General features: G+C 62.0%; 18 protein-coding genes. 5 read left to right on the top strand and 13 right to left on the bottom strand.

Annotated elements, in window-relative coordinates:
• Positions 1-23: 23 nt before the first annotated feature.
• A complete protein-coding gene (locus A9974_RS12255; protein WP_183004361.1) occupies positions 24-998 on the bottom strand; it encodes a tripartite tricarboxylate transporter substrate binding protein in 975 nt (324 codons plus the stop codon).
• 273 nt (positions 999-1,271) lie between these two features.
• On the opposite strand from A9974_RS12255, the gene A9974_RS12250 reads away from it, so the two are divergent.
• The 3 genes from A9974_RS12250 to A9974_RS12240 are packed head-to-tail and all read left to right on the top strand — an operon-like array spanning position 1,272 to position 4,251.
• The gene (locus tag A9974_RS12250) at positions 1,272-2,456 is read left to right on the top strand and encodes a CaiB/BaiF CoA-transferase family protein (protein WP_183004360.1); all 1,185 of its coding nucleotides are present in this window, start codon (positions 1,272-1,274) and stop codon (positions 2,454-2,456) included.
• 17 nt (positions 2,457-2,473) lie between these two features.
• Positions 2,474-3,442 (top strand): tripartite tricarboxylate transporter substrate binding protein, encoded by a 969-nt coding sequence (locus A9974_RS12245; protein ID WP_183004359.1) that lies wholly within the window; start codon positions 2,474-2,476, stop codon positions 3,440-3,442.
• 11 nt (positions 3,443-3,453) lie between these two features.
• On the top strand, positions 3,454-4,251 hold the full coding sequence (locus tag A9974_RS12240; RefSeq protein ID WP_183004358.1) for an enoyl-CoA hydratase: 798 nt from the start codon (positions 3,454-3,456) through the stop codon (positions 4,249-4,251).
• Positions 4,252-4,258: 7 nt separating this feature from the next.
• Here A9974_RS12240 and A9974_RS12235 read toward each other — a convergent pair whose 3' ends face one another.
• A complete protein-coding gene (locus tag A9974_RS12235) occupies positions 4,259-5,173 on the bottom strand; it encodes a LysR family transcriptional regulator (RefSeq protein ID WP_183004357.1) in 915 nt (304 codons plus the stop codon).
• Between the two features lie 108 nt (positions 5,174-5,281).
• Here A9974_RS12235 and A9974_RS12230 point away from each other — a divergent pair, with 108 nt between their 5' ends.
• Positions 5,282-6,187 carry an SDR family NAD(P)-dependent oxidoreductase gene (locus A9974_RS12230; protein ID WP_183004356.1) on the top strand — a complete coding sequence of 302 codons (906 nt, stop codon included), beginning with the start codon at positions 5,282-5,284 and terminating at the stop codon, positions 6,185-6,187.
• On the top strand, positions 6,184-6,582 hold the full coding sequence (locus A9974_RS12225; RefSeq protein ID WP_370539624.1) for a PaaI family thioesterase: 399 nt from the start codon (positions 6,184-6,186) through the stop codon (positions 6,580-6,582). Before A9974_RS12230 ends, A9974_RS12225 begins: the two co-directional genes overlap by 4 nt.
• Positions 6,583-7,146: 564 nt before the next feature.
• On the opposite strand, the gene A9974_RS12220 is transcribed toward A9974_RS12225, so the two are convergent.
• The 11 genes from A9974_RS12220 to A9974_RS12170 form a co-directional block, all read right to left on the bottom strand.
• Positions 7,147-7,353 (bottom strand): hypothetical protein, encoded by a 207-nt coding sequence (locus A9974_RS12220; protein WP_183004355.1) that lies wholly within the window; start codon positions 7,351-7,353, stop codon positions 7,147-7,149.
• A gap of 247 nt (positions 7,354-7,600) precedes the next feature.
• Positions 7,601-7,999 carry a VOC family protein gene (locus A9974_RS12215; RefSeq protein WP_183004354.1) on the bottom strand — a complete coding sequence of 133 codons (399 nt, stop codon included), beginning with the start codon at positions 7,997-7,999 and terminating at the stop codon, positions 7,601-7,603.
• A gap of 191 nt (positions 8,000-8,190) precedes the next feature.
• Complete coding sequence (locus A9974_RS12210; RefSeq protein ID WP_183004382.1) at positions 8,191-8,925, bottom strand: metallophosphoesterase; 735 nt, start codon at positions 8,923-8,925, stop codon at positions 8,191-8,193.
• Positions 8,926-9,144: 219 nt separating this feature from the next.
• Entirely contained in the window at positions 9,145-10,533 is a 1,389-nt protein-coding gene (locus A9974_RS12205; protein WP_105560528.1) for a transposase, read from the bottom strand.
• 173 nt (positions 10,534-10,706) lie between these two features.
• Positions 10,707-11,693 (bottom strand): GntR family transcriptional regulator, encoded by a 987-nt coding sequence (locus A9974_RS12200; protein ID WP_183004353.1) that lies wholly within the window; start codon positions 11,691-11,693, stop codon positions 10,707-10,709.
• A gap of 58 nt (positions 11,694-11,751) precedes the next feature.
• Positions 11,752-12,777 (bottom strand): tripartite tricarboxylate transporter substrate binding protein, encoded by a 1,026-nt coding sequence (locus A9974_RS12195; protein ID WP_183004352.1) that lies wholly within the window; start codon positions 12,775-12,777, stop codon positions 11,752-11,754.
• Between the two features lie 56 nt (positions 12,778-12,833).
• Positions 12,834-14,141 carry a CitMHS family transporter gene (locus A9974_RS12190; protein ID WP_183004351.1) on the bottom strand — a complete coding sequence of 436 codons (1,308 nt, stop codon included), beginning with the start codon at positions 14,139-14,141 and terminating at the stop codon, positions 12,834-12,836.
• Between the two features lie 99 nt (positions 14,142-14,240).
• On the bottom strand, positions 14,241-16,892 hold the full coding sequence (acnA, locus tag A9974_RS12185) for an aconitate hydratase AcnA (RefSeq protein WP_183004350.1): 2,652 nt from the start codon (positions 16,890-16,892) through the stop codon (positions 14,241-14,243).
• A 12-nt stretch (positions 16,893-16,904) separates the two neighbouring features.
• Positions 16,905-18,101 carry a 2-methylaconitate cis-trans isomerase PrpF gene (gene prpF / locus A9974_RS12180; RefSeq protein WP_183004349.1) on the bottom strand — a complete coding sequence of 399 codons (1,197 nt, stop codon included), beginning with the start codon at positions 18,099-18,101 and terminating at the stop codon, positions 16,905-16,907.
• Entirely contained in the window at positions 18,098-19,165 is a 1,068-nt protein-coding gene (locus tag A9974_RS12175) for a lactonase family protein (RefSeq protein ID WP_183004348.1), read from the bottom strand. Before A9974_RS12175 ends, prpF begins: the two co-directional genes overlap by 4 nt.
• Before the next feature lie 1,093 nt (positions 19,166-20,258).
• Entirely contained in the window at positions 20,259-21,476 is a 1,218-nt protein-coding gene (locus A9974_RS12170) for an ISL3 family transposase (protein ID WP_155865383.1), read from the bottom strand.
• Positions 21,477-21,567: the final 91 nt, after the last annotated feature.

Genomic DNA, 21,567 nt, shown 5'->3' with positions numbered 1-21,567 from the left:
GGCTGCGCGCCGGGCCTTTGCGGTCACTCGACCTTCACGCCCGTGGTCTGCACCACCTTCTTCCACTTGGCCGTTTCTTGCGCCACGAAGTCAGCGGCCTGCTGCGGCGTCATGCGGCCTAGGGTCTCGCTGTTCTGCGCCGTCAGGCGCTCCACCATCTCGGGCGAATTCATGATTTCGTTGGTGGCCGCGTTGAGCTTGGCGATGATGGCCGGGTCGGTGCCGGCGGGGGCGTAGAACCCCAGCCAGGTGTAGACGTCCAGGCCCTTGACGCCGGACTCTGCGAACGTAGGCAGGTCGGGGAACAGCTTGCTGCGCTCGGCGCTGACGGTGCCGATGGGTCGCAGCTGGCCCGACTTGATGAACGCCGCGACGCTCATCGAGTCCTGCACGGCGACTTTCAATTCGCCCGAGACCACCGCGTTGGTGGCGGGTGAGGCGCCCTTGTAGGGGATGTGCTCCATCGGGATGCCGGTGATCTTCTTCAGCCACTCGCCGCCCAGGTGAGTGGAGCCGCCGAAGCCCGCCGACCCGTACGGCACGCCTTTCTGCTGCTTGCCCCAGGCAAGGAACTCCTTGATGTCGTGCACGGGCAGGCCCGCGTTGACGACCAGCAAGTTCGGCGCGCGCGCCAGGATGGAGATGGGGGCGAAGTCCTTGATGGGGTCGTAGTGGACCTTGTCGTTGACGGCGGGGCCGATGACGTGGCCAGTGGCGCTGATCAGCAGCGTGTAGCCGTCGTTCTTCTGGCGGGCCACCATTTCGGTGCCGACCTGGCCGGCGGCGCCGGGACGGTTCTCGACCACGAAGGTCTGGCCCAGCTTCTTGCCCAGTTCGGCGCTCAGCATGCGGGCCACGATGTCGGTCATGCCGCCAGGCGCGAACGAGACGACGACGGTGACGGGGCGGGTGGGGTAATCGGCGAACGCCGGCGCCGAGGCCAGCGTACCGATGAACGCGGCGCAGAGCGCGGCACGGCGAAAGAGCTTGCGGGTCATGCTGTCTCCAGATCTTTGATTAGTCGCTTGCGTAACGGCGCGGCGCTTCGGGGCGCGCGTCACCGTTGCCCGACGAGTATGGAGGCGTGGTTTTGGGGACTCAATCAGGAAAATTCGAACGCTGGCTTCGTGTGTCTCAAACGCGAGGCAGCCGTCTCTGGGACGGGTGGGGCTGCTTGAATCCTCGCGAACGCTGCGTTCGAAACATTCGACTCCTCGCCCGGACATGCCGCTGACATAATTTTTCGCATACCCCGAAAATCCGGAGACAACATGCTTCACAACGCTTTGCACGGCGTAAAGGTCGTCGACCTCTCGCGCATCCTGGCAGGCCCCTGGTGTACCCAAAACCTGGCCGACATGGGGGCGGACGTCATCAAGATCGAGCATCCCGAGCGCGGCGACGATACCCGCGGCTGGGGACCGCCTGACCAGATCGCACCCGATGGCCAAGACCGCATGTCGGCCTATTTCATGGCCTGCAACCGCGGCAAGCGCTCGGTGGCCATCGACTTCGCCAGCGAGCAGGGCCAAGCCCGGATCCGCGAGCTGGTGGCCGATGCCGACGTGTTCGTCGAAAACTACAAGGCGGGTGGACTGGCCAAGTACGGCCTGGACTACACCGCGCTGTCCGAGATCAATCCACGGCTGGTATACCTGTCCATCACGGGTTATGGCCAGGATGGCCCGATGGCGGCCAAACCGGGTTACGACTACGTGTTCCAGGGCATGGGCGGGCTGATGAGCTATACGGGCCAGCCCGACGGCACGCCGGGCGCTGGCCCCTTGCGCACGGGCGTGGCCGTGGTTGACCTGATGACCGGCATGTATGCGACCTCGGCCGTGTTGGCGGCGCTGCGCCAGCGAGACCAGACGGGGCGGGGCAGGCCGCTGGACATCTGCCTGCTGGACGTGGCGGTGGCGCTGAACGCCAACCAGGCAGCGAACTACCTGGTGTCCGGCCAGGTGCCGCAACGTACCGGCAACGCCCATCCCAACTGCGCGCCGTACGAGGTCTTCGCCTGCGCCGATGGCCACCTGATCCTGGCGATCGGCAACGACGGCCAGTTCACGAAATTCTGCGGCGTCGTCCAACAGCCGCATTGGGCCAGCGACGCGCGCTTTCGCACCAACAGCGCGCGGCTGGTCAACATGGCGATCCTGCGTCCTCTGATCGCCGAGGTGTTGGCGCGCGAGGCCCGCATCCGCTGGACCGATGCGTTCGACGCGGCGGGCGTGCCCTGGGGGCCGATCCACACGCTGGACGAGGTGTTCGCGCATCCACAGGTCAAGCACAGGCAACTGCTGCAAGAAACGACGCATCCGGTGCTGGGCCCGGTCAGGCTGGTACGCAATCCCTTGTTGGCTGGCACGCCCGCGCAATCGCTGGGCAGCGCGCCGCCCCTGCTAGGCGAGCACACCGGCGCCGTGCTGGCGGACGCGACGAAGAATCGATAACCACACTGGAGACTGCAATGAAAATCATCCATCACGCCCTGGCCGCGTTGCTGGCCTGCGCGGCCTTGCCTGCTGCCGCCGCCGGCTATCCCGACAAACCCATCCGCCTGGTCGTGCCCTATGCCGTGGGCGGCACCACCGACATCGTCGCCCGCGTGGTCGGCAACAAGCTGGGCATGGTGCTGGGCCAGTCGGTCATCATCGAGAACCGGCCTGGCGCGGGCGGCAACATCGGTTCGGCCTATGCGGCCCGCCAGCCCGCCGAGGGTTATACGCTGGTCATGGCGGTAGAGAGTTCGCACGCCGTGAATCCCAACGTGTATGTCAAGCAGGCCTACGACCCGGTCAAGGACTTCGCGCCGATCAGCAACCTGGCCGACGTGCCCAATGTGCTGGTGGTCAATCCCGAACTGCCTGTTAAGGACATCGGCGCCTTCCTGGCCCTGCTGAAGGCCTCGCCGGACAAGTACGCGTTCGGTTCATCCGGCAACGGCGGGCTGAGCCACATGAACGGCGAACTGTTCATGCAGACCACGGGCACGCGCATGCTGCACGTGCCGTACAAGGGACTGGGCCCGGCGCTGAACGACCTGGTGGCCGGCCAGGTGCAGGTGGTCTTCGACAACATTCCTTCGTCCTATCCGTTGATGCAGGCGCAGCGCATCCGTCCGCTGGCGGTGGCCGCCCAGCAGCGCCTGAAGGTGCTGCCCGACGTGCCGACGTACGCGGAAGCGGGGCTGCCCGCCATGAACAATCCCTCGTGGTTCGGGCTGGCCGCGCCCGCCGGTACGCCGGACGCCGTGCTGGACAAGCTGAACGCCGCGGTGAAGGAAACGCTGGCCGACCCCGCCACCATCGAGGCCATCGAGAAGCAGGGCGCCATTCCCGCCTACATGCCGCGCAAGGTCTTCGGCCAGTTGATCGCCGAGTCGTATGGCCACTGGGGCAAGGTGGTCGAGGACATCAAGTTCGAAAAGATGAACTAGGAGATCGCATCATGAGCAGCGCGTATTCTTTTGAGCTTGCCCACGCCAGGGCGGACATCGACGCCGAGGGTGTCGGCGTCCTGACCCTCGCCAACGCGGGCGTGTTGAACATCCTGGGCACACCGGTGATCGCCGATCTGCGCGATGCAATGGTTCGCCTAGCCGACAACCCCGCAGTGCGCGTGCTGGTGTTGCGCGGCACGGGCGACCGGGCATTTGTCGCGGGCGCGGACATCGCCGAGATGGCCGCGCTGGACGAGGCCTCTGCCCGCCAATTCATTTCCAATCTTCGCGACCTCTGCAACGCAGTCCGCCACTTCCCCGTGCCGGTCATCGCGCGCATTCCCGGCTGGTGCCTGGGTGGCGGCCTGGAGCTGGCGCTGGCCTGCGATCTGCGCATCACCGCCGATCATGCGCAGTTCGGAATGCCCGAGGTCAAGGTGGGGATTCCTTCGGTGATCCATGCGGCGCTGATGCCCTCGCTGATCGGCTCGGCGCATACCGCATGGATGCTGCTGGCCGGCGATCTGATCGACGCGTCCAAGGCGCTGGCCTGGGGCCTTGTGAACGAGGCTGTGCCAGCCGAGGGCCTGGACGAGGCGGTGCGCACGCAGGCGCTGGCGCTGGCCGCATTGGGGCCAGCGGTGCTGCGTCAGCAGAAGACGCTGCTGCGCCGCTGGGACCGGATGTCGATCGACGAGGCCATCGAGGACAGCGTGGCCGAGTTTGGCCGCGCCTTCAACACGGGGGAACCGCAGCGCTTCATGAACGAGTTCTTGGCGCGCAAGCGCGAGAAACAAGCGGGCTAGCGCAGACTCAGCGTCCCTGGCGGGTGGCCGCCACGACGGGGTCGTCCAGCAGGTAGCGGGCGACCTGCTCGACAAAGGGCGAGATGGGCGTGGAGGCCGAGGTGACCAACGTCAGCTCGCGCAGCGCCCAGGGCTCGTTCAGGGCTACGGCGGCGATGCGCTGCGTGCGCAGGGCCGCCGCCGCGATGCTGCGCGGCACCAGGCCGACACCCACGCCGGCTTCCACCATTGACAGCGCGGCCTCGAAGGTGTGCACGTGGATGCGGATGCGCAGCATCTTCCCGGCCAGTTTGGCCATGTCACGCAGGAAGATGTAGTTGCTGCTGTTGCGGCTCATGCAGACGAAATCCAGGTCCAGAGCGGCAGGAAAGCGCACGACCTGGTGTTCGGCGATGGGATGGTCCAGCGGCGCGGCGATCACCAGTTCATCGACGGCATAGCGCACCGCCTCGACCCCGGCGGACTCGGCGTGGCCGGCAAAGATGCCGATGTCCGCCTCGCCGCCCGCGATGGCCGATTCGATGGCGGTGCTGGAGCGTTCCTCGAGCTGGATGTTGACGCTGGGATTGGCACTGAGAAAGCGCGCCAGGCTGGGCACGATGAAACTGTTGAGCGAACTGCTGTTGGCAAACAGCTTGACGTTGCCCTTGAGTCCGCTGGCGAAGCCGCTGACCTCGCCGTGCATGCGCGCCACGCCGGCCAACAGGGTGCGCACGTGCTTGAGCACGAACTCGCCTTCGGTCGTCAGTTCCATGCCGCGCGCCTCGCGCTTGAACAGCGGCACGCCCATGGCCAGTTCGAGGTTCTTCAGGCGGTAGCTGGCCGACGAGGCCGTGAGATGGACGGTGTCTGCGCCGCCCGACAGGCTCTTGGCATCGGCGATCGCCAGGAAAAGCTTCAGGTCGGTCAGTTCGTAGCGCATGCCGTCATCCTCGTTTTATAGGGTTTTTTTGCAATTCTAGCGGGCATTCGCGCCGATGCGCGACGAGCCACGAAATTCTCGATTCGCTTCGAAACACTGGAGACAGACATGCTGGAAGGTAAGGTGGTGGTGGTGACGGGTGCGGCGCAAGGCATTGGGCGCGCCGCGGCATTGGCACTGGCGCAAGAGGGCGCGCGCGTGGTCGTCAATGACCTGGGCGTGACGCTGGACGGCGCGGGCTCCGTGCGGGGCACAGCGCAGCAGGTGTCCGACGAGATCCGGGCGGCGGGAGGCGAGGCGATCGCCAGCGGCGACTCGGTGGCCGAGTACGCATCGGCCAAACGCATCGTGCAAGCCGCGCTGGACACCTATGGCCGTGTCGACGCCATCGTCAACAACGCGGGCATCGTGCGCGACAAGATGTTCCACCGGCTGACGCCCGAAGACTTCGACGCGGTGGTGCGCGTGCATTTGTACGGCACTTTCAACCTGAGCCATGCGGTAGCCGCGCACTTCCGCGCGCAGCAGACGGGCAGCCTGATCAACATGACGTCGAACTCCGCGGTGATCGGCAATCGCGGCCAGGCGAACTACTGCGCGGCCAAGCTGGGCATCGTAGGCCTGTCCAAGGCCATGGCGCTCGACATGGCGGCATTCGGCGTGCGCTCCAATTGCATCGCACCCCTGGCGTGGAGCCGCATGACCGAGACGATTCCGGCCAGGACGCCCGAGCAGGCGCGCCACGTCGAGAAGATTCGCCGCATGGGGCCCGAGACGATCGCGCCGCTGGTCTGCTATCTTGCGTCCGATGCCTCGCGCGATGTCTCTGGGCAGATCTTCGCGATCCGGCTCAACGAGATCTTCCTGATGAGCCAGTCGCGGCCCGTTCGATCGGTGCACAGCTCCGACGGTTGGACGGCGCAGGGCATCGCCGCGCATGGCATGACGGCACTGCGCGCATCGTTCATGCCGCTGGACACGTCCGCCGATGTTTTCTCGTGGGATCCAGTTTGAACATTCCTGGCCAATATGTCCCCTGGGACTCGACCAGCGTCTTCATGACCCGCATGGCGGATCTGGGCGAGCTGTACTGGGACGCTTCGGAGAAAGTACTGGCGGTGCGGATCACGCCGGCGCATGCCAATGTGCACGGCATCGCGCATGGCGGTTTCCTGGCCACGCTGGTGGATTGCGCGCTGGGCACCGTGCTGGTGGAGGAAACCGGCACGGCTGTGGTCACGGCGCAGATGGCGCTGGACTACCTGAGCAGCGTGAAGATGGATGACTGGGTGGAGGTGCACGGCACGATCGACAAGCGCGGCCGCCGCCTGATCTATGCCACCTGCTATGTGCGGGTGGGAGATCGCAATGTGCTCAAGGCCAACGCGATCTTCGCCGTGCGTGACTGAGACTGCGGGAAGCGCGCGCGGCAACCGGGCTGCCGCGCGGCGGGGCTGAGGGGACTGAGCCTTTCTCGCGCATGCGCGACAGGAAGCGCTCGATTCGGCCGATGGCTTCCGTCATGTCTTTCATGTTGCCCAGGAACACCACGCGAAAGTGGTCGTGGTTGAGCCAATTAGAGCCGGTGCCGTGGATGATCAACACGCGTTTTGGTCCAGCAGGTCGTACGTGATCTGCTGGTCGCTCTTGATTCAATCGCCGTCCTACGTTTACGAATCCGAACCGCCTGCGACCGACTTTTGTTCAATTTTCTTGCGCTGACGGCGGGAAAGCCTAGGGTGCGACCGACTTTGAGCCAAGTTTTCAAATCTTCGAAGTCTTTCAAAATCAATGGGTTGCGAGCCGCGACTGCGACCGACTTTATTTCCCTCTTTCAACGGGAAATAAAGTCGGTCGCGCGGAATAAAGTCGGTCTCGCTTTGCACGCCGATCTATGCCGGCGCCATCCTCTGAAACCGCGACCGTGGTTCCGCTCGCGTCTGGATGCCCGTCAGCGTTGGCGAGAATGCCCCTCACAACTTTACGATCCTGTCGCCAGGTCGGGCCATTTCGTGCAGGAGATCATCAAGGTATTCCGCGATGTCTCCAGCGGCCACATCCTCCGGGATAATGATGTCATCCGCACGCACATGCTTGCCGTCGGTAAGGTGATACACCTCCCATCCGCGGCTCGTATGAAGCACTTCCAGCGCAAATCTACCGTAAACGTCAAACTTCACGATTTCTCCGTGTGCTCGTGGATCTAGGACTACGGCCGGGCGCTGAGGCTACAACCGTTGCAGGACCTGAAGCGTTCGAGGTTAAGGTTGTACGCCGTACCGCAAATGGCGTTGTCGACCCGTTGCTGCCGTTCAGCTCTGGCCTTTAGGCGTAGGCCTTGCAGCGTTGCGCGTCAGTCCGCCCTCAACATGCGAGGTTTATTGGTCGCTGTAGGTTCTACATGACGCAGTGAGCTGCGGACTGTAGTCACTGACCAGGCGGGGTGTGGCAGGCGACGCATAGCTTGTTTCCGTCGGGATCCCGAAAATATGCGCCGTAGTAATGCTCGTGGTAGTGAGGGCGCAATGCTGGGCGACCTTCACAAGCGCCCCCGTTGTCCAGAGCGGCCTGATGGGCTTGGTGCACAGACTCCCGCGTTCGCGCCATGAAAGCGACCATCTGGCCGTTACCAGGGGCATGCGGCTGACCGTTGTATGGTCGACAAATTACGAAATAGGGCCGTTGGTTGCCGCTGCTGTGCCATCCCGCCCAAGGCCTATCGCGATCGCAGAACCGCAGTTCGATACCTATGCAGTCGAACACCGCGCGGTAAAAAGCCAGCGACCGGTCGAAATCGCCGACGCTGACAAAAACGTGGGAGAACATAGTGCCTGCTTTCCTATCAATCGAATAGACCTCAGGATTCCATTGCCCGTGCACGGGTGGAAGGCCCGGAGGTGGACAGTAATGACCGTCTTGGCCGCCGACCGTCCTTGTCGAAATGTCGAGGACGACCCACAAGCGACAATGCGCTTCCCGGACGCGGATGCACCATTCTGATTCCCGCGACGATAGATTCAGCAATGCCCTGTACGAAGAGCCTTTTCCCATTCGGGGCGCCGGTTCCGGGCGGCTACATTCGCAGCCTCGTGCCAGTAGTATTCAACAGCGCGAAATTCGACGTCCCATCCCGCCAGAGTTCTCGTGACGAGGGCATAACGAGCGTGTGGTGACCCCATTTCCATACGATGCGGAAACGGAAGACTATCCTCATATGCTTGCAGCCCGACACTGCCTGGGTTCACGATCAGGCACCTCTGATCGAGTCGCATCGATCGTTGCAGGTGCGTGTGCCCACAGAGAATCAGAGTCGCGTTGGCATCGCAAGCGCGGCTTTCGACCTCATCAAACGTCGCTGGCCGACACCCATGTTCCGTTACGGTCTCGAGGAAATAGAACAAATCGCTCTCTGGCGTGCCATGCACAAGCAAGATGTCTTCGGCGAGTCGTAATGTCGTCGGCATATCGCGTATCCATGCCAGTTGATCATCTCGTAGCGCGCGGTGGGCAAAACGGTCTGACAGTCCCATGCGGGACCGATCGCCGGCAAGCAGTTGCCTTTCGTGGTTGCCCTTGATTGTCGGCAGTCCGAGAGGCATCAACCGATCAGCCGTTTGAGATGGATAGAGTGCACCGGATAGTATGTCACCGAGATTCACGATCACGTCAACGTTGTGCTGATGGGCGTCATTCAACACGGCGTCTAGAGCCGCGAGGTTGCCGTGAATATCCGACAGGGCTGCAATCTTCATGATGCTCATCATGGTTCATTGGGTCAGTGATCAGTCGAGATTGTCAGCGATTCGGGGCATTGTGTCGATTGTCCGGAATTGGCCGATTCTGTTGAAAAACTCGATTGCGCGTCGCGCTTGGTCGCGCTTACAAGGCCGATGACCTGGCGGCTTTCGCCATTTTTTCGATTGGAACCGGGTACTGATGCCCGGTTGCCTTGTTAATCGGTGGGTTTCGCCTCAACTGGGCGCACCTGTGCCCTGAATCGGTGGCCCCGGAGAGGTAAGCATCGCAAGACGACGTAGGTTCTGAACGGCTGCTGCAAGCGTGAATTCGTCTGCTGCACCAGTAAGTCCGCGCAACCGCAAGCGGTCGATCTTCAAAATACGTTTGAGGTGTGCAAACAGCACCTCGACTTTCTTTCGTTCGTGACGTGAGCGCTGGTACTGCACAGTGGCGCCGATACGCCTGGCTGCATCGCGTGCATCCTCGTGAATGCTGCGAGCGATCTTGCGCATCGGCGTATTGGGGCAGCATTGCGACTTCATCGCGCACTTACCGCAGTCCGTTTTGCTGGCTCGGTAGATTACGGTGCCCGCCTTGGTGACGTGAGTGCGTTCGATCTTGAACATGCGCCGCTCGCTGCGCAGTGCATGCCCCTCGGGGCAACGATATTCGTTGGCCTCGCCATCCCATTCGAAGTCGCTGCTCGATAGACTGTCGTCCTTGCGCTGGGTTCTGTCCCAGACGGGGACGTGCGGCTCTATCCCCTTGTCTTGCACCATCCACGCCAGCATCGGAGCCGTGCCGTAAGCGGTATCGCCGATGAGCCGATCAGGGATGATGTCGAATCGTTCCTCGACGCGATCCACCATCGTCTTGGTAGAGTCCACTTCTGCGGTGCGATGTGCAGGGGTGGCTTCGACGTCGAGGATCACGCCATGCTCGGTATCGATCAGATAGTTTGTCGAATAAGCGAAGAATGCGGGACCGCCAGGGGCGGCCGTCCACCGTGACTGCGGATCGGTCAGCGAGATTCGCCGGGGAACGGCTTGTTCGAACGCTTCGTCGTCGAGCGCTTCGAGATACTCGCGCACGGCACGCGTGCTGAGTGCGGGGTTCGACCAGTCGGTGGCCTCACTGGCAGGAACACCGCGCTGGCGGTTCGCATCAGCAGCCACGACGCTGGCATCGACAGCGAAGCCTTCGCCTTTTACTAGGCCCGCAGCCATGCAACGACGGACCACTTCATCGAACAACCAGCGGAAGGTATCGCTGGCGCGGAAACGTCCATGTCGGTTCTTGGAGAAGGTCGAGTGATCGGGCACTGCATCCTCGAGGCCGAGACGACAGAACCATCGATATGCAAGATTCAGTTGAACCTCTTCGCACAGACGACGCTCGGAGCGGATGCCGTAGCAATACCCAACGATCAGCATACGGATCATAAGTTCGGGGTCAATGGACGGACGGCCCGTATGGCTGTAGTGCTTCGCCAGGTGTTGGTGGAGTTCCTTCAGATCCAGACAGCGATCGATGGCTCTAAGAAGATGGGTCGGCGGAACGACGTCTTCAAGGTTGAAAGCGTAGAACAGCCGCTCTTGCCCGCTCGCTTGATGACCCATCATGTCGGTGCTCTCCGAACTCGTTGGCGCTTTGCAAATTCTGCCAGACGACCGAGACGGCCGCGAGTTTTTCAACAGAATCGGCCGGGAGCTGACCTTCGCGGCCGTCCATGGGAACTCAAAAAGTCATATCGATGCTGGCCACGCCCCCTGCATAAGGCCATATGCGATGCTGATCAAGACCTTTCTCGCGTGGAAACCGTGGAATCTTCCATCCCTTGAAGCGCTAAGACACCATTTGGCCGGTCCTGGACTTCTTTGGCAGAGAACCCGCTCTGTCCGTAGACCTTCGCGCGTCTGGCATCCTCGAGATGTTTGCGCATCAGGCCGGCAGCTTCTATAAGATCCTGCGTTTGAATCGCGGCGAGAATGGCCAGATGCTCTTCTGCTTGGGCGCGCCGTGGCGTACGCGCACTGGCCTGCCGATACTCTACCAGGCGGCGAAGTTCATTTAGGCGTTGAATCGCCTGCAGGACGAATCGGTTGCCAGACCATTTTGCTAGGGTTTCATGGAAGTGGCAGTTTGCTTCAAAGAGCTCAATTGCAGTCATCGTTTGATAGCCACCGTCAACGATGAACCGCTGCTCCAGGATCAAGCCTTGGAGCTCGTTTCGATCTGCTGTAAACCACGGGCTCAGAATCGCGGCTGGTTCTATCGACTGCCGGAACAAATAGCTCTCTTCGTAGGCCTGTGGGGAGTCGATCATAGGTAGGAACAACCAACCGTTGCCGACCCGTTGTTCCACCCACCCCTCTTTTGCTATCCGGGAAAGTACCTTTCGCAGGGTGCTGCGCGCGACGCCGAACAGCCTCATCAACTGAGCTTCGCTGACCTCGTCAGGCAGTTCCCCCGCTTGCCGTGCGCGGGCGATCCTGTCGTAGAGAGGATCGTCAGGCTCTGCGAGTAAGGTCCGCGCCTCTTCGTCCAGGTCCTGCGCAGCTCGTGTCAGCACGAAGCGGCGGTTGGCGTCCCGGTGCACGAGGCCCAGCTCCGACAGATGCCGCAAGGCGACTTGTACGGGGCTTCGCGACGTACCGATCGCTTCCGCAAGCGCGACTTCTGCCAGAGGGCTGCCCGCCTCGCGCTTCTCACGGCGCACCAGTGCGACGATCTCGCGGACAACGCGGGCTTGTACCGAGGTAAGTTCCTTCGTTTTCTCCATGGCAGGATTCTAGCGCGTCGCCGTCCATGAAGCGGCGTAGTGGCCGCCGCCCCGAGTATCAGTCGATTTTGAGCTGGAACTTGGATATCAGCGCGGACATCTTTTCCGAATCCTTATTGATGATTTCGCGTAGCGCTTCCGGTCCGCCCGCATCAGGCGTGGTCATTGCGTCGTTCAGGCGCTGACGGACCGATGGATCTCCCATGGCTTGCCGCGTGGCGTCGGCCACAGTTTCAATCCGGTCCAAGGGTGTTCCTTTGGGCGCGACTAGGCCCATCCACGACGTGAATTCATATCCCGGCACGCCGCTTTCAGCCACCGTGGGCACGTCCGGCAGAGCGGGGTTGCGCTGGCTGCCGGTAATGGCCAAGGCCTTCAGCTTGCCAGAGCGTATGTGCGGCAACGCGGCCAACGGAAAGGCAACGACCGTGGATATCTCGCCGCCCAAAACACCGATCATTGCCGGGCCGCCGCCTCGATAGGGCACATGAACGAGATCGACGCCCGCCATGGATTTGAGCATCTCGCCTGCAAGGTGATTGGCACTGCCATTGCCGGCAGTGCCGTAGGTGAAGCCGCCAGGTTGTTTGCGGGCAAGCGCCAGGAACTGGGCAAGGTTCGCGGCGGGTACTGATGGATGCGCACAGATGATGAGATCAATCGACGTCATGAGGCTCACGGGCGCAAGGTCTGCCACGTGATAGCCAGGGTCCTTGTATAGAAAGGGGTTGATGGTCATCGTTCCCTGGTTCACAAACGTCAGCGTGTAACCATCATTGGGCGCACGGGACCCGGCGGCCGTGCCGATGTTGCCCGCGGCCCCGGCGCGGTTGTCTACGATTACGGACTGGCCCAGCGCCTTTTGCCAAAGCGGTTGCAGCAGCCGACACACGGCGTCCGCATCGCCGCCGACAGGTTGCGGAACGATGAGCGAAATGGCCTTTTCGGGATACTGGCCCGCCGCCAAGCTCATCCGGGACAGCGGCAGGGACAGCGCCGCCATGGCCAAGCCCGATAAGGATCGCATGGCGCGGCGCCGGGATTCGTTTTGAATGTCATACTCAGTAGCCATGTGAATGTCCATGGTTGTCTCCTCAGGTGTTTTGTAATGTGCTTCAGTCTGGGCTTTGCTGCTGCGCGTCAGTACAGCGGCACCACGCCGATCAAACCGGCCACGGCAATCATCACCAGCGCCAGCAGCACTGCCCATTTCCACGTGAACCGCTGGTGCGCGCCGAACTCCACGCCCGCGATGCCTATCAGTACGTAGTTCGCGGCCACCAGGGGACTCAATTGGTGGACCGGCTGCCCCAGCAACGAAGCGCGCGCGATGATCTCGGGCGCGATGCCGTAGGCCTTGCCCGCCTCGGCCAGGATCGGCACGACACCGAAGTAGAAGGCGTCGTTCGACAGGAAGAAAGTCATCGGTGCGCTGAGCAGCGCCGTGATCAGCGGAAGGAAATTGCCCGCCGACTCCGGGATGATGCCGATCACACTTTGGGCGATGGCGTCAGTCATCTTCGTGCCCGACAGGATGCCGGTGAAGATCCCTGCGGCAAAAATCACGGAAACCACGGCAACCACACTTGCTGAGTGTGCTGCCATGCGCTCTTTTTGGTCTTGCAGCGACGGGAAGTTCACCGAGATCGCGATCGCGAACGCGCCCATGAACAGCAGCGGCAATGGCAGTACACCGGCCACCAGCCCGACCATCAGCGCGCAGGTCAGGATCAGGTTGAAAATCATCAGCGGCTTGCTGCGAGGATGGCTGGACAGCTGAGCGTCGCCGCCCAGCGGAGATTCCATGACCGGTGCGGCGTCGCGCCATTGAATGGTCTTGAGCCGGGCGCGTTCACGGCGGCCGAACCACCATGCGATGCCCAGCGTCACGGCGGACGCGGCGATCATGCCGGGAATCAGCGGCAGGAAGACTTGAGAGGCATCCAGATGAAGCGCGCTCATGACGCGTGCCGTCGGGCCGCCCCAGGGCGAGATGTTCATGATGCTGTTGCTCAGCATCGCCAGGCAGGGCAGGATCAGCGAATTGATCCCCAGTTGGCGGTGCAAGGGCAACATGGCTGTCAGGCACAGCAGGTAGGTCGTTGAGCCATCGCCATCCAGCGACACCAACAGCACGAGCAGGGTAGAGCCGACGATCACCCGCATGGGGTCGCCCTGGCAGACGCGGACGATGGCGCGGATCAGCGGGTCGAACAGCCCCACGTCGATCATCAGGCCGAAGTACAGAATGGCAAACATGAGCAATACGCCGGTCGGTGCAATGGCGCGCAGGCCGCTCATGACCATCGGGCCGATCTCCGGGCCGAAGCCGCCAAGCAGGGCGAACAGGATGGGAACAGTGATCAAGGCGATCAGGGCGGTAGCTCGTCCGCTCATGATGAGCGCCATGAACGCGATGATCATCCCGTAGGCAAGCAGGGTAAGCATGGGTTTGTCTCCTGGCTTTGTTATGGTTATCAAATCGCAGGGCGAACGATGCCCCGCCCGGTCGATGCCGGGCGAGCCTTTCGCGCTGCGGGGAGGGGGTTAGGGGTGGCTGTTTTGGTGCAGATAGTCTCGCCAGACGAGGGGCATGATTCCGCCATGGCGCCAGTATTCGACGTCCTCGGCCGTGTCCAGCCGCACGATCAGCGCAATTGTGGTCGTGGTGCCGTCAGCTCGGTGAATTTCGGCCTTGACACGATCCCCAACAGCTAGTTGTTCGCTCAAGCCCAGGACATCAATCGTTTCAGAGCCGTCAAGCGCCAGCGAATCGGCTGTGGTGCCGGGTTCGAACTGTAACGGCAGTATGCCCATGCCCACGAGATTGGTGCGATGGATGCGTTCGAAGCTTTCGGCGATCACGGTCTTCACGCCTAGCAATGCCACGCCCTTGGCCGCCCAGTCGCGCGACGAACCGCACCCGTAGTTGCGGCCTGCAATCACGGTAAGCGGCGTTTTCCGTTGCAGATAGGCCTCTGCCGCCTCGAAGATCCGCATTTGCTCGCCTTCGGGCATCAGGCGTGTATAGCAGCCTTCTACGCCGGGAACGATACGATTGCGCAGCCGAATGTTCGCGAACGTGGCACGCACAGCGACGTCATGGTTGCCGCGGCGCGTGGTGTAGTTGTTGAAGTCCGCCTTTTGCACGCCTTTGGCCAGCAAGAAATCGGCGGCGGGCGTGCCCAGGCTGATCGCGCCAGACGGCGAAATATGATCCGTGGTGACGGAGTCGCCAAGGATGGCGAGCGGCCGCATGCCGATGATGTCGGACACCGGCGAAGGTTGCGCACGCAGCCCGTCGAAGTACGGGGGCTGGCGGATGTAGGTGCTGTCGGGCTGCCAGTTGAAACGTTCGCTGGCCGTACCCGATAGCGCGTCCCACTGCGGGCCGCCGTCAAAAAGATCCGCGTATTTGGCGCGGAAGATTTCCGGTTCGTACGTGGTGTCCACCAGCGCGGCGATCTCGGTCGCGGTGGGCCACACGTCTCGCAGGTACACAGGGTTGCCGGCCTCATCCACCCCGATGGAGTCGGTGGTGACGTCGTGCAGCAGCGTGCCGGTCAGCGCATACACGACGACCAGGGCGGGCGACGCCAGATAGGCCGCGCGCACATTGGGATGGATGCGGCCTTCAAAATTCCGATTGCCGGACAACACGGCGGTGGCCACCAGCTTTTCACGTTCGATGGCGTCTGCGATGGGCTGGGGCAGCGGACCGGAGCCGCCGTTGCACGTTGTGCAGCCAAAGCCTGCGACGTGAAAGCCCAGGGTATCCAGGGCGTTTTGCAAACCGGCCTTTTCCAGCACTGCGGCGGTCACATGGCTGCCGGGCACCAGTGACGTCTTTACCCATGGCTGCGTGCGCAGTCCCAAAGCAACGGCTTTCTTCGCCACCAGGCCCGCCGCCATCATGTTGACCGGGTTGGCCGTGTTGGTGCAACTAGTGATGGCTGCAATGACGACGGCGCCGTCGTGCAGCGCGTAGTCCGCGCCCTGCACGGCCACCTTGCGACGGTCATCCACGGGTACCCCGGCGATGTCGATGTGATGCTGTTCGAACGCGCGCCTCGCCTCGCCCAACAGCACGCGATCTTCGGGGTTGCGCGGGCCGGCAAGACACGGAGCGATGTCGTCCAGCACGATGGTGATGACACGGTCGAACACCGGCGCCGGCGTGGCGGCATCGCGCCAGAGGGCCTGCGCCTTGGCATAGGCCTCCACCAGTTCCAGTTGGGATTCGTCGCGGCCTGTCATGCGCAGGTACGAGAGGGTGCGGTGGTCGATGGGAAAGTAAACCGCCGTGGCGCCGTATTCCGGTGCCATATTTGCGATCATCCCGCGGTCGCCTAGGGACAGGGTTTCAAGGCCGTTGCCGAAGAACTCGACGAACTGGCCTACCACCCCGATCTTGCGCATCTGCTGCGTGATAGCCAGTACAAGATCCGTGGGCATGACGCCTTCGCGCAGTTGGCCGCGCACCTCAACGCCTACCACTTCGGGCAACGCCAGCGCAACTGGCTTTCCGACCATCACGGCTTCTGCTTCGATGCCGCCCACGCCCCAGCCCAGGATGCCCAGGCCGTTGATCATGGGCGTATGGCTGTCGGTGCCGACACAGGTATCGGGAATGGCCAATTCCTCGCCCCGCTGCGTCTCGATGCGAACCACCTGCCCGATGTTTTCAAGATGGATCTGATGCATGATTCCTTTGCCCGGCGGCACGATTCGCACGCCTTCGAAGCTGCTGCTGCACCAGCGCAAGAACGCGAAGCGCTCGCCATTGCGTTCATACTCTTTGTCCAGATTGACCTGGCGCGCGTCGGCGCTGGCCCAGCGGTCCACCTGCAGCGAGTGGTCAATGATGACATCCACCGGCACCTTGGGGCGCACCGCGCTGGCGTCGCCGCCTGCATCGGCGACGGCATCCCGCAGACCCGCCATGTCGACCAGCATGACCTGGCCAAGGATGTCCTGGCCGAAGACGCGCGCTGGGTAGAAGGTAAGTCCGGCCCCGGTGTCGCGATTCAACAGCGCGGACATCTCGGACGCGGTATCCAGCCCCTGGCGCGCTTGCCGCGCCAGATTTTCAAGCAGGATGCGCAGGGAAAAGGGAAGCCGCTCCACACCGGGCAAGCTGGCGATCGGGACGTAGCAAATAGTGCGGCCGGCCAGCGGCAGAATAGGAAGTTCGTTCATGATGCGTGGTAATTACAGAACAAGGGATGCGGGCACGTAGACCTGGCCGTCCATCAGGCGACGCGCCGACCGGCTCATCTGGGCTTTTTCGACCACCCACTCGCCGTCGCGCTGCACTGCCTGCGCGCCGACCGCCAAGGTGCCGGATGGATGCCCGAAGCGGATCTCCGAACGGGCGGCGTTGTCCAGCAGTTCGGACACCTGAGTGCCGGGAATCGACGCGGCAACCGCGATAGCGACGGCGCCGGTGCCTGTCATGGCGTGGTGCAGCTTGCCCATCGATAGAATTCGCGCGCAGATGTCGATGGATGCGGTATCGACGGGTTTGCCATCGGACGCGATGTAGCCGGTGGGCTTGGCGACGAAGGCAAGTTTGGGTGTATGCGGGCGCTTCTCGGTCGCTTCCTGAGCGCTGGCGGCCAGGCCCATCGCAACCGTGGCATGTGCACGGATCGCTTCGCAGCGGGCCAACAGTTCGGCGTTGTTGTTGACGTCCTGCTGCAATTCGTTGCCCTGCAAACCGAGCGCCGAGGCAGCGACGAAGATCGTCGGGTTACCGGCGTTGATCAGCGTTGCCTGTACATCGCCAACCCCGGGCACTCGCAAGGTATCAATACGGTTGCCCGTGGGAAACATGGCGCCGCCTTCGCTATCGTCATCGGCGCCGGGATCCAGGAACTCGAGCTTGACTTGCGCCGCGGGGAACGTCACGCCGTCCAGCGTGAAGTCACCCAGTTCCACCACCTGGCCTCCACTGACGGGAACGTGCGCCACGATTCGCTTCTGGATATTCGCTTGCCAGATGCGAACAGTCGCCCAGCCCTCGGCTGGGGCATCGACTAGCCCGCGCTGGATTGCGAACGGGCCGACGGCCGAGCTGAGGTTGCCGCAATTGCCGCTCCAGTCCACTACCGCATCTTCGATGGCGACGGCGCCGAACAGGTAGTCCACATCGCAGTCGTCGCGCTCGCTGCGGCTGACGATCACGACTTTGCTGGTGCTCGATGTGGCGGCGCCCATACCGTCGATCTGCTTGCCATATGGGTCCGGGCTGCCGCTCACGCGCAGCATCAGCGCGTCGCGGAGCGCGCCGGGGCGGCGTGCGCAGGCAGGAAGGTCGTCAAGCGTGAAAAACACGCCTTTGCTGGTGCCGCCGCGCATGTAGGTGGCACGGATTGGGGCTTGGCGGGGAAGGGGGGGCTGGGTCATGCTGAAACTCCGGGCTTGAATACGATGCAGACTGGGCTGCCGGTATGAACGATCGGTTGAAGCGGGCCTGCACCATCCAGGCACTCGATGACATCGCTGTCTTCGTTGGCGACCCACAGGCGCTGCTGATCAGGCGTCGCCGTAATGAAGCGAGGAATCGTGCCATGCGTGAGGTACCAGCGTGGGGACGTCATTCGGCCCCCTTGGACGCTGAACGCAACGACGCTGCCGTGGCCTCGGTTGGAAACAAACAGGCGGTCATCGGACAGCAACACAATGCCGGCGGCGGTGTTGTCGCCCGTGTAGGTGTCCGGCAGGGTCGATAACCGCTGCGTGGGGGTGAACGTGCCGCTGTCGGGGCATACGGCGGCGGCAAGAACCTGGCTGGACAGTTCCAGCGTGATCCATGCAGTGGCGCCGTCGGGGCTGAAAACGAGGTGGCGAGGGCCGCTGCCGGCGGGTAGGCGCGCGTTGCCTTGCCATTGCAATGCGCCAGTTGCCTCGTCGATGCGCACGGTATGGATGGCGTCCGTGCCTTTGTCCGGCACCGCGATCCAGTCGCTCGCAGGGTGGTAGACAAGCTGGTGCGGGTGAGCACCCGTTTGCTGCGTGCGATGCGGCCCGGCGTCTCCGGGCAAGGCGAGCGACGACGCAACGGGCCCCAATGCGCCGTCGGCAAGAATGGGCAACGCGCTGAGGGTTCCGGTGGCGTAGTTCGCCACCATCATCCAGCGTCCTGATCGGCTTACCAGCAGATGCACGGGATTTCTGCCGCCGCAGTCCCTCAGGCCGATAGGTGCTAGCCCGCCGTCCTCCGCTACCTGGTATGCGCTGACCGTCGTGCCATCGCCATGCGCGGCATAAAGCACGCGACCGCTGAGGCCAAATGCTAGATAGGACGGATTTTCCGGCGTTGCCTGCTCGCCCAACGGAGCCAACTGGCGTGGGCCGGCGAGGGCGAATACCCCGATACCCCTGCCTCGGCCCTGTCGAGCGGTAGAGCTTCTACAGCCGGTGTATAGGACGGCTCCCGAGCGCCACCGTTGATTCGGTTGTGTCTCCATCGGATCCTCTAATGTATTTTGTGATTAGATTAATCCGAAAATTGAACGTGTGCAAAGCGGTCTTTTAGGTCTGCTCCGGGTTTCTTTGCTCGAAACTCTGCTGTTCTAGCGAAGTCTTAGGGAAATCCCTAGGCGGGGTGATCGTTCCCAGCTTTGTCTTATGTGTACAGATAAAGCTCGTTGTCGCGCGAACCGTCTAAGAGGTCCTAGGTGTTGGAATCAAGCTTTCTCGCAAACGCGCACAGTTGACCGTGGCTGCGTTGAAGCAGTTCAATCTCTTGCGGACAAGCGAATGGAAATTTGCCTCATGGAGGTATCAACGACTCGGCCGCAGGGGAGATGCTTTCGGCAGCCGGCCGAAGGCGGGCGCGGCAGCGGTGTCCGGGATCGTGCCAGCAGCGTCACTGGACTAGATGCCGTCTTCCTGGATGGTCGTGCCTTTTCTCTATGGGGTGCTCCTCATGCAACGTGCCTATCGAGGATGCAGATAGTGGATTCAATCTTTTAAATTGGACGCCTCGGGGGGGCATCACTAGAGTGTCTGTTGGTTTGCACTGAAAACTGACGGGTCTTCACCCATCTGTGTGGGTCTTCGGATTAGCTCCCAAGAACGAGTTAATAGGGCGAATGGGGGAATCAGAATTGAGATCTTGGGCATAAAAGCCTAGTTCTCATTGCCACGATTGGCGCAGCGGCCTCTGTAAAAACTCGGTCGCGTGAGATATTCATCTCTGATCTACCCAAAGGTAGGTTCCCCCGCAGTAAATCTGAATTTTTGCGATTAGACTCGCCACCGGAAAAGACTGTTCCACTGGCGGAATGTTTGGCAGAATCAAATCCCGGCCATTTCTTTTCGCAGAAGCCCATGAGCAAACTTAGATTTGCCTTGCGCGGGGTGTGCTGTGCGTTTCGGAACAATTGGCGCCCATTTATCCTAGGCCTTCTAATTGCCGTTACCGCTGCGGCCTCATGCATTTTGTATTTTCACGGTTCCGAGCGTGCTGAGCGCGCAGCGCTGGCTATAGGCGGAACCTTAATCGGAATGCTAATCGTAGGTTTCTTCGTGTGTAGACGCTGATCTACATTAAAAATGTTAGTGAGCCATATTCAGCTTGCCATAGTGGAACAGAATGCCAAGCATGAACCGCGCTTTGTTGCGATAACCCCTTGCCTTCACGCGCATCGCCCGGATCTGGCTGTTTAGGGCTTCGGCTCTGGCATTGGATACCCTGAGCCGCATGGCGTTGAGGATGCCCCAGAGCCGCGCCTCGATCTGGTTGGCCACGCCGCGCAATGCTGTGATGCCCGTTTGGCGAGCCGCCTGGATCCACACTTGCCACGTTTTGGCTGATTGTCTCGGGTGGTAGCCTGTATGCCAGATCTCGCGCGCCTTTTCCTTGAGCATCCAGACCATAGCCGTATCCAGTAGGCTGACTGACAGCGCTTGCATCCGCTCGCGGCCAAAATCTGACAGGTGTGTGCCGCGTCGCAGCCAGTCGTAGCGACTGCGATGGATTTCCCGGCGCAGACCATAGTCAACCCGGTGTAGTTCGCTTTTGCGGGTGTTGTCCACTGCCTCACTGAGCGCCTTGGCTACGTGGAAGTGATCGAACGCCACCTTCTCTCGCGCATCGGGCAAGCTGTCGAGCGCGGCTTTGATGTACGCCCCGCTCATGTCCATTGACACGGACTCAAGCCGTTCGCAGCGTTTGCGCCCCAGAACTTTGAAGTAACGGCGCAGACTTTCGGCAGCCCGTCCGTCTTCCACCGCCAGCACACGCTGCGCCGACGAAACGATCGTCACGTAATCCCGCCCCTTGGCAAACGCGACCTCATCGACGCAAATATGGGCATCGTTGGCGACTCGGCGCCGATCTATGCCCCGGGTTACCGCCCGACGCAGAATGCCGTCAATCGCGCTCCAACTTAACCCCAGACGGCGGCTGACCGCGAGGATGGTCGTCTCGCGCAACCAGTCCAGCACCATCATCTCGAACTTCTTGGTGTATCGGCTATGGCTGCCGGCCCAGGCGATGCCGACCTGCACACAACCATGCTCAGGACATTGCACCCGCGGAACATCGGCCTCTATCCAGGTCTGATACTCGCAGGTATCCAAGTGCCGCCAGCGACGTGCTCGACTGTCGTAGCCGGGGCAGATCTGCCGGCAATGCGGGCAGCGTAACCGGCTGCCTGGCTCCGGCCCGATGAACACTGTGATGGTCTTCAAAGCCTCGCTGACCGTAATGGTCAATACTCGCCACGGCTTGCGCAAGCCCAAAATCTTTGCGTAGAGATTTGAGTCGTTCATGCGCACATTTAACCGCATCAACGCTCATCTTGGTCGTCTCCTGCCAACCCACACAACGCAGTGAAGTCCCAAACTGACCCAGCGTTTGCAT

It is taken from the genome of Achromobacter sp. UMC71 (assembly GCF_014170305.1).
In the GTDB taxonomy this organism is placed as follows: domain Bacteria; phylum Pseudomonadota; class Gammaproteobacteria; order Burkholderiales; family Burkholderiaceae_B; genus Achromobacter.
Note: the sequence above shows the minus strand (reverse complement) of the source record. Positions and strands in the feature narration are given on the sequence as shown.

Bases quoted from the DNA above. Each gene is read 5' to 3' on its own strand.
- A9974_RS12255 (WP_183004361.1), bottom strand. From the start codon at position 998: ATGACCCGCAAGCTCTTTCGCCGTGCCGCGCTCTGCGCCGCGTTCATC.
- A9974_RS12250 (WP_183004360.1), top strand. From the start codon at position 1,272: ATGCTTCACAACGCTTTGCACGGCGTAAAGGTCGTCGACCTCTCGCGC.
- A9974_RS12245 (WP_183004359.1), top strand. From the start codon at position 2,474: ATGAAAATCATCCATCACGCCCTGGCCGCGTTGCTGGCCTGCGCGGCC.
- A9974_RS12240 (WP_183004358.1), top strand. From the start codon at position 3,454: ATGAGCAGCGCGTATTCTTTTGAGCTTGCCCACGCCAGGGCGGACATC.
- A9974_RS12235 (WP_183004357.1), bottom strand. From the start codon at position 5,173: ATGCGCTACGAACTGACCGACCTGAAGCTTTTCCTGGCGATCGCCGAT.
- A9974_RS12230 (WP_183004356.1), top strand. From the start codon at position 5,282: ATGCTGGAAGGTAAGGTGGTGGTGGTGACGGGTGCGGCGCAAGGCATT.
- A9974_RS12215 (WP_183004354.1), bottom strand. From the start codon at position 7,999: ATGTTCTCCCACGTTTTTGTCAGCGTCGGCGATTTCGACCGGTCGCTG.
- A9974_RS12210 (WP_183004382.1), bottom strand. From the start codon at position 8,925: ATGAAGATTGCAGCCCTGTCGGATATTCACGGCAACCTCGCGGCTCTA.
- A9974_RS12205 (WP_105560528.1), bottom strand. From the start codon at position 10,533: ATGATGGGTCATCAAGCGAGCGGGCAAGAGCGGCTGTTCTACGCTTTC.
- A9974_RS12200 (WP_183004353.1), bottom strand. From the start codon at position 11,693: ATGGAGAAAACGAAGGAACTTACCTCGGTACAAGCCCGCGTTGTCCGC.
- A9974_RS12195 (WP_183004352.1), bottom strand. From the start codon at position 12,777: ATGGACATTCACATGGCTACTGAGTATGACATTCAAAACGAATCCCGG.
- A9974_RS12190 (WP_183004351.1), bottom strand. From the start codon at position 14,141: ATGCTTACCCTGCTTGCCTACGGGATGATCATCGCGTTCATGGCGCTC.
- acnA (WP_183004350.1), bottom strand. From the start codon at position 16,892: ATGAACGAACTTCCTATTCTGCCGCTGGCCGGCCGCACTATTTGCTAC.
- prpF (WP_183004349.1), bottom strand. From the start codon at position 18,101: ATGACCCAGCCCCCCCTTCCCCGCCAAGCCCCAATCCGTGCCACCTAC.
- A9974_RS12175 (WP_183004348.1), bottom strand. From the start codon at position 19,165: ATGGAGACACAACCGAATCAACGGTGGCGCTCGGGAGCCGTCCTATAC.
- A9974_RS12170 (WP_155865383.1), bottom strand. From the start codon at position 21,476: ATGAACGACTCAAATCTCTACGCAAAGATTTTGGGCTTGCGCAAGCCG.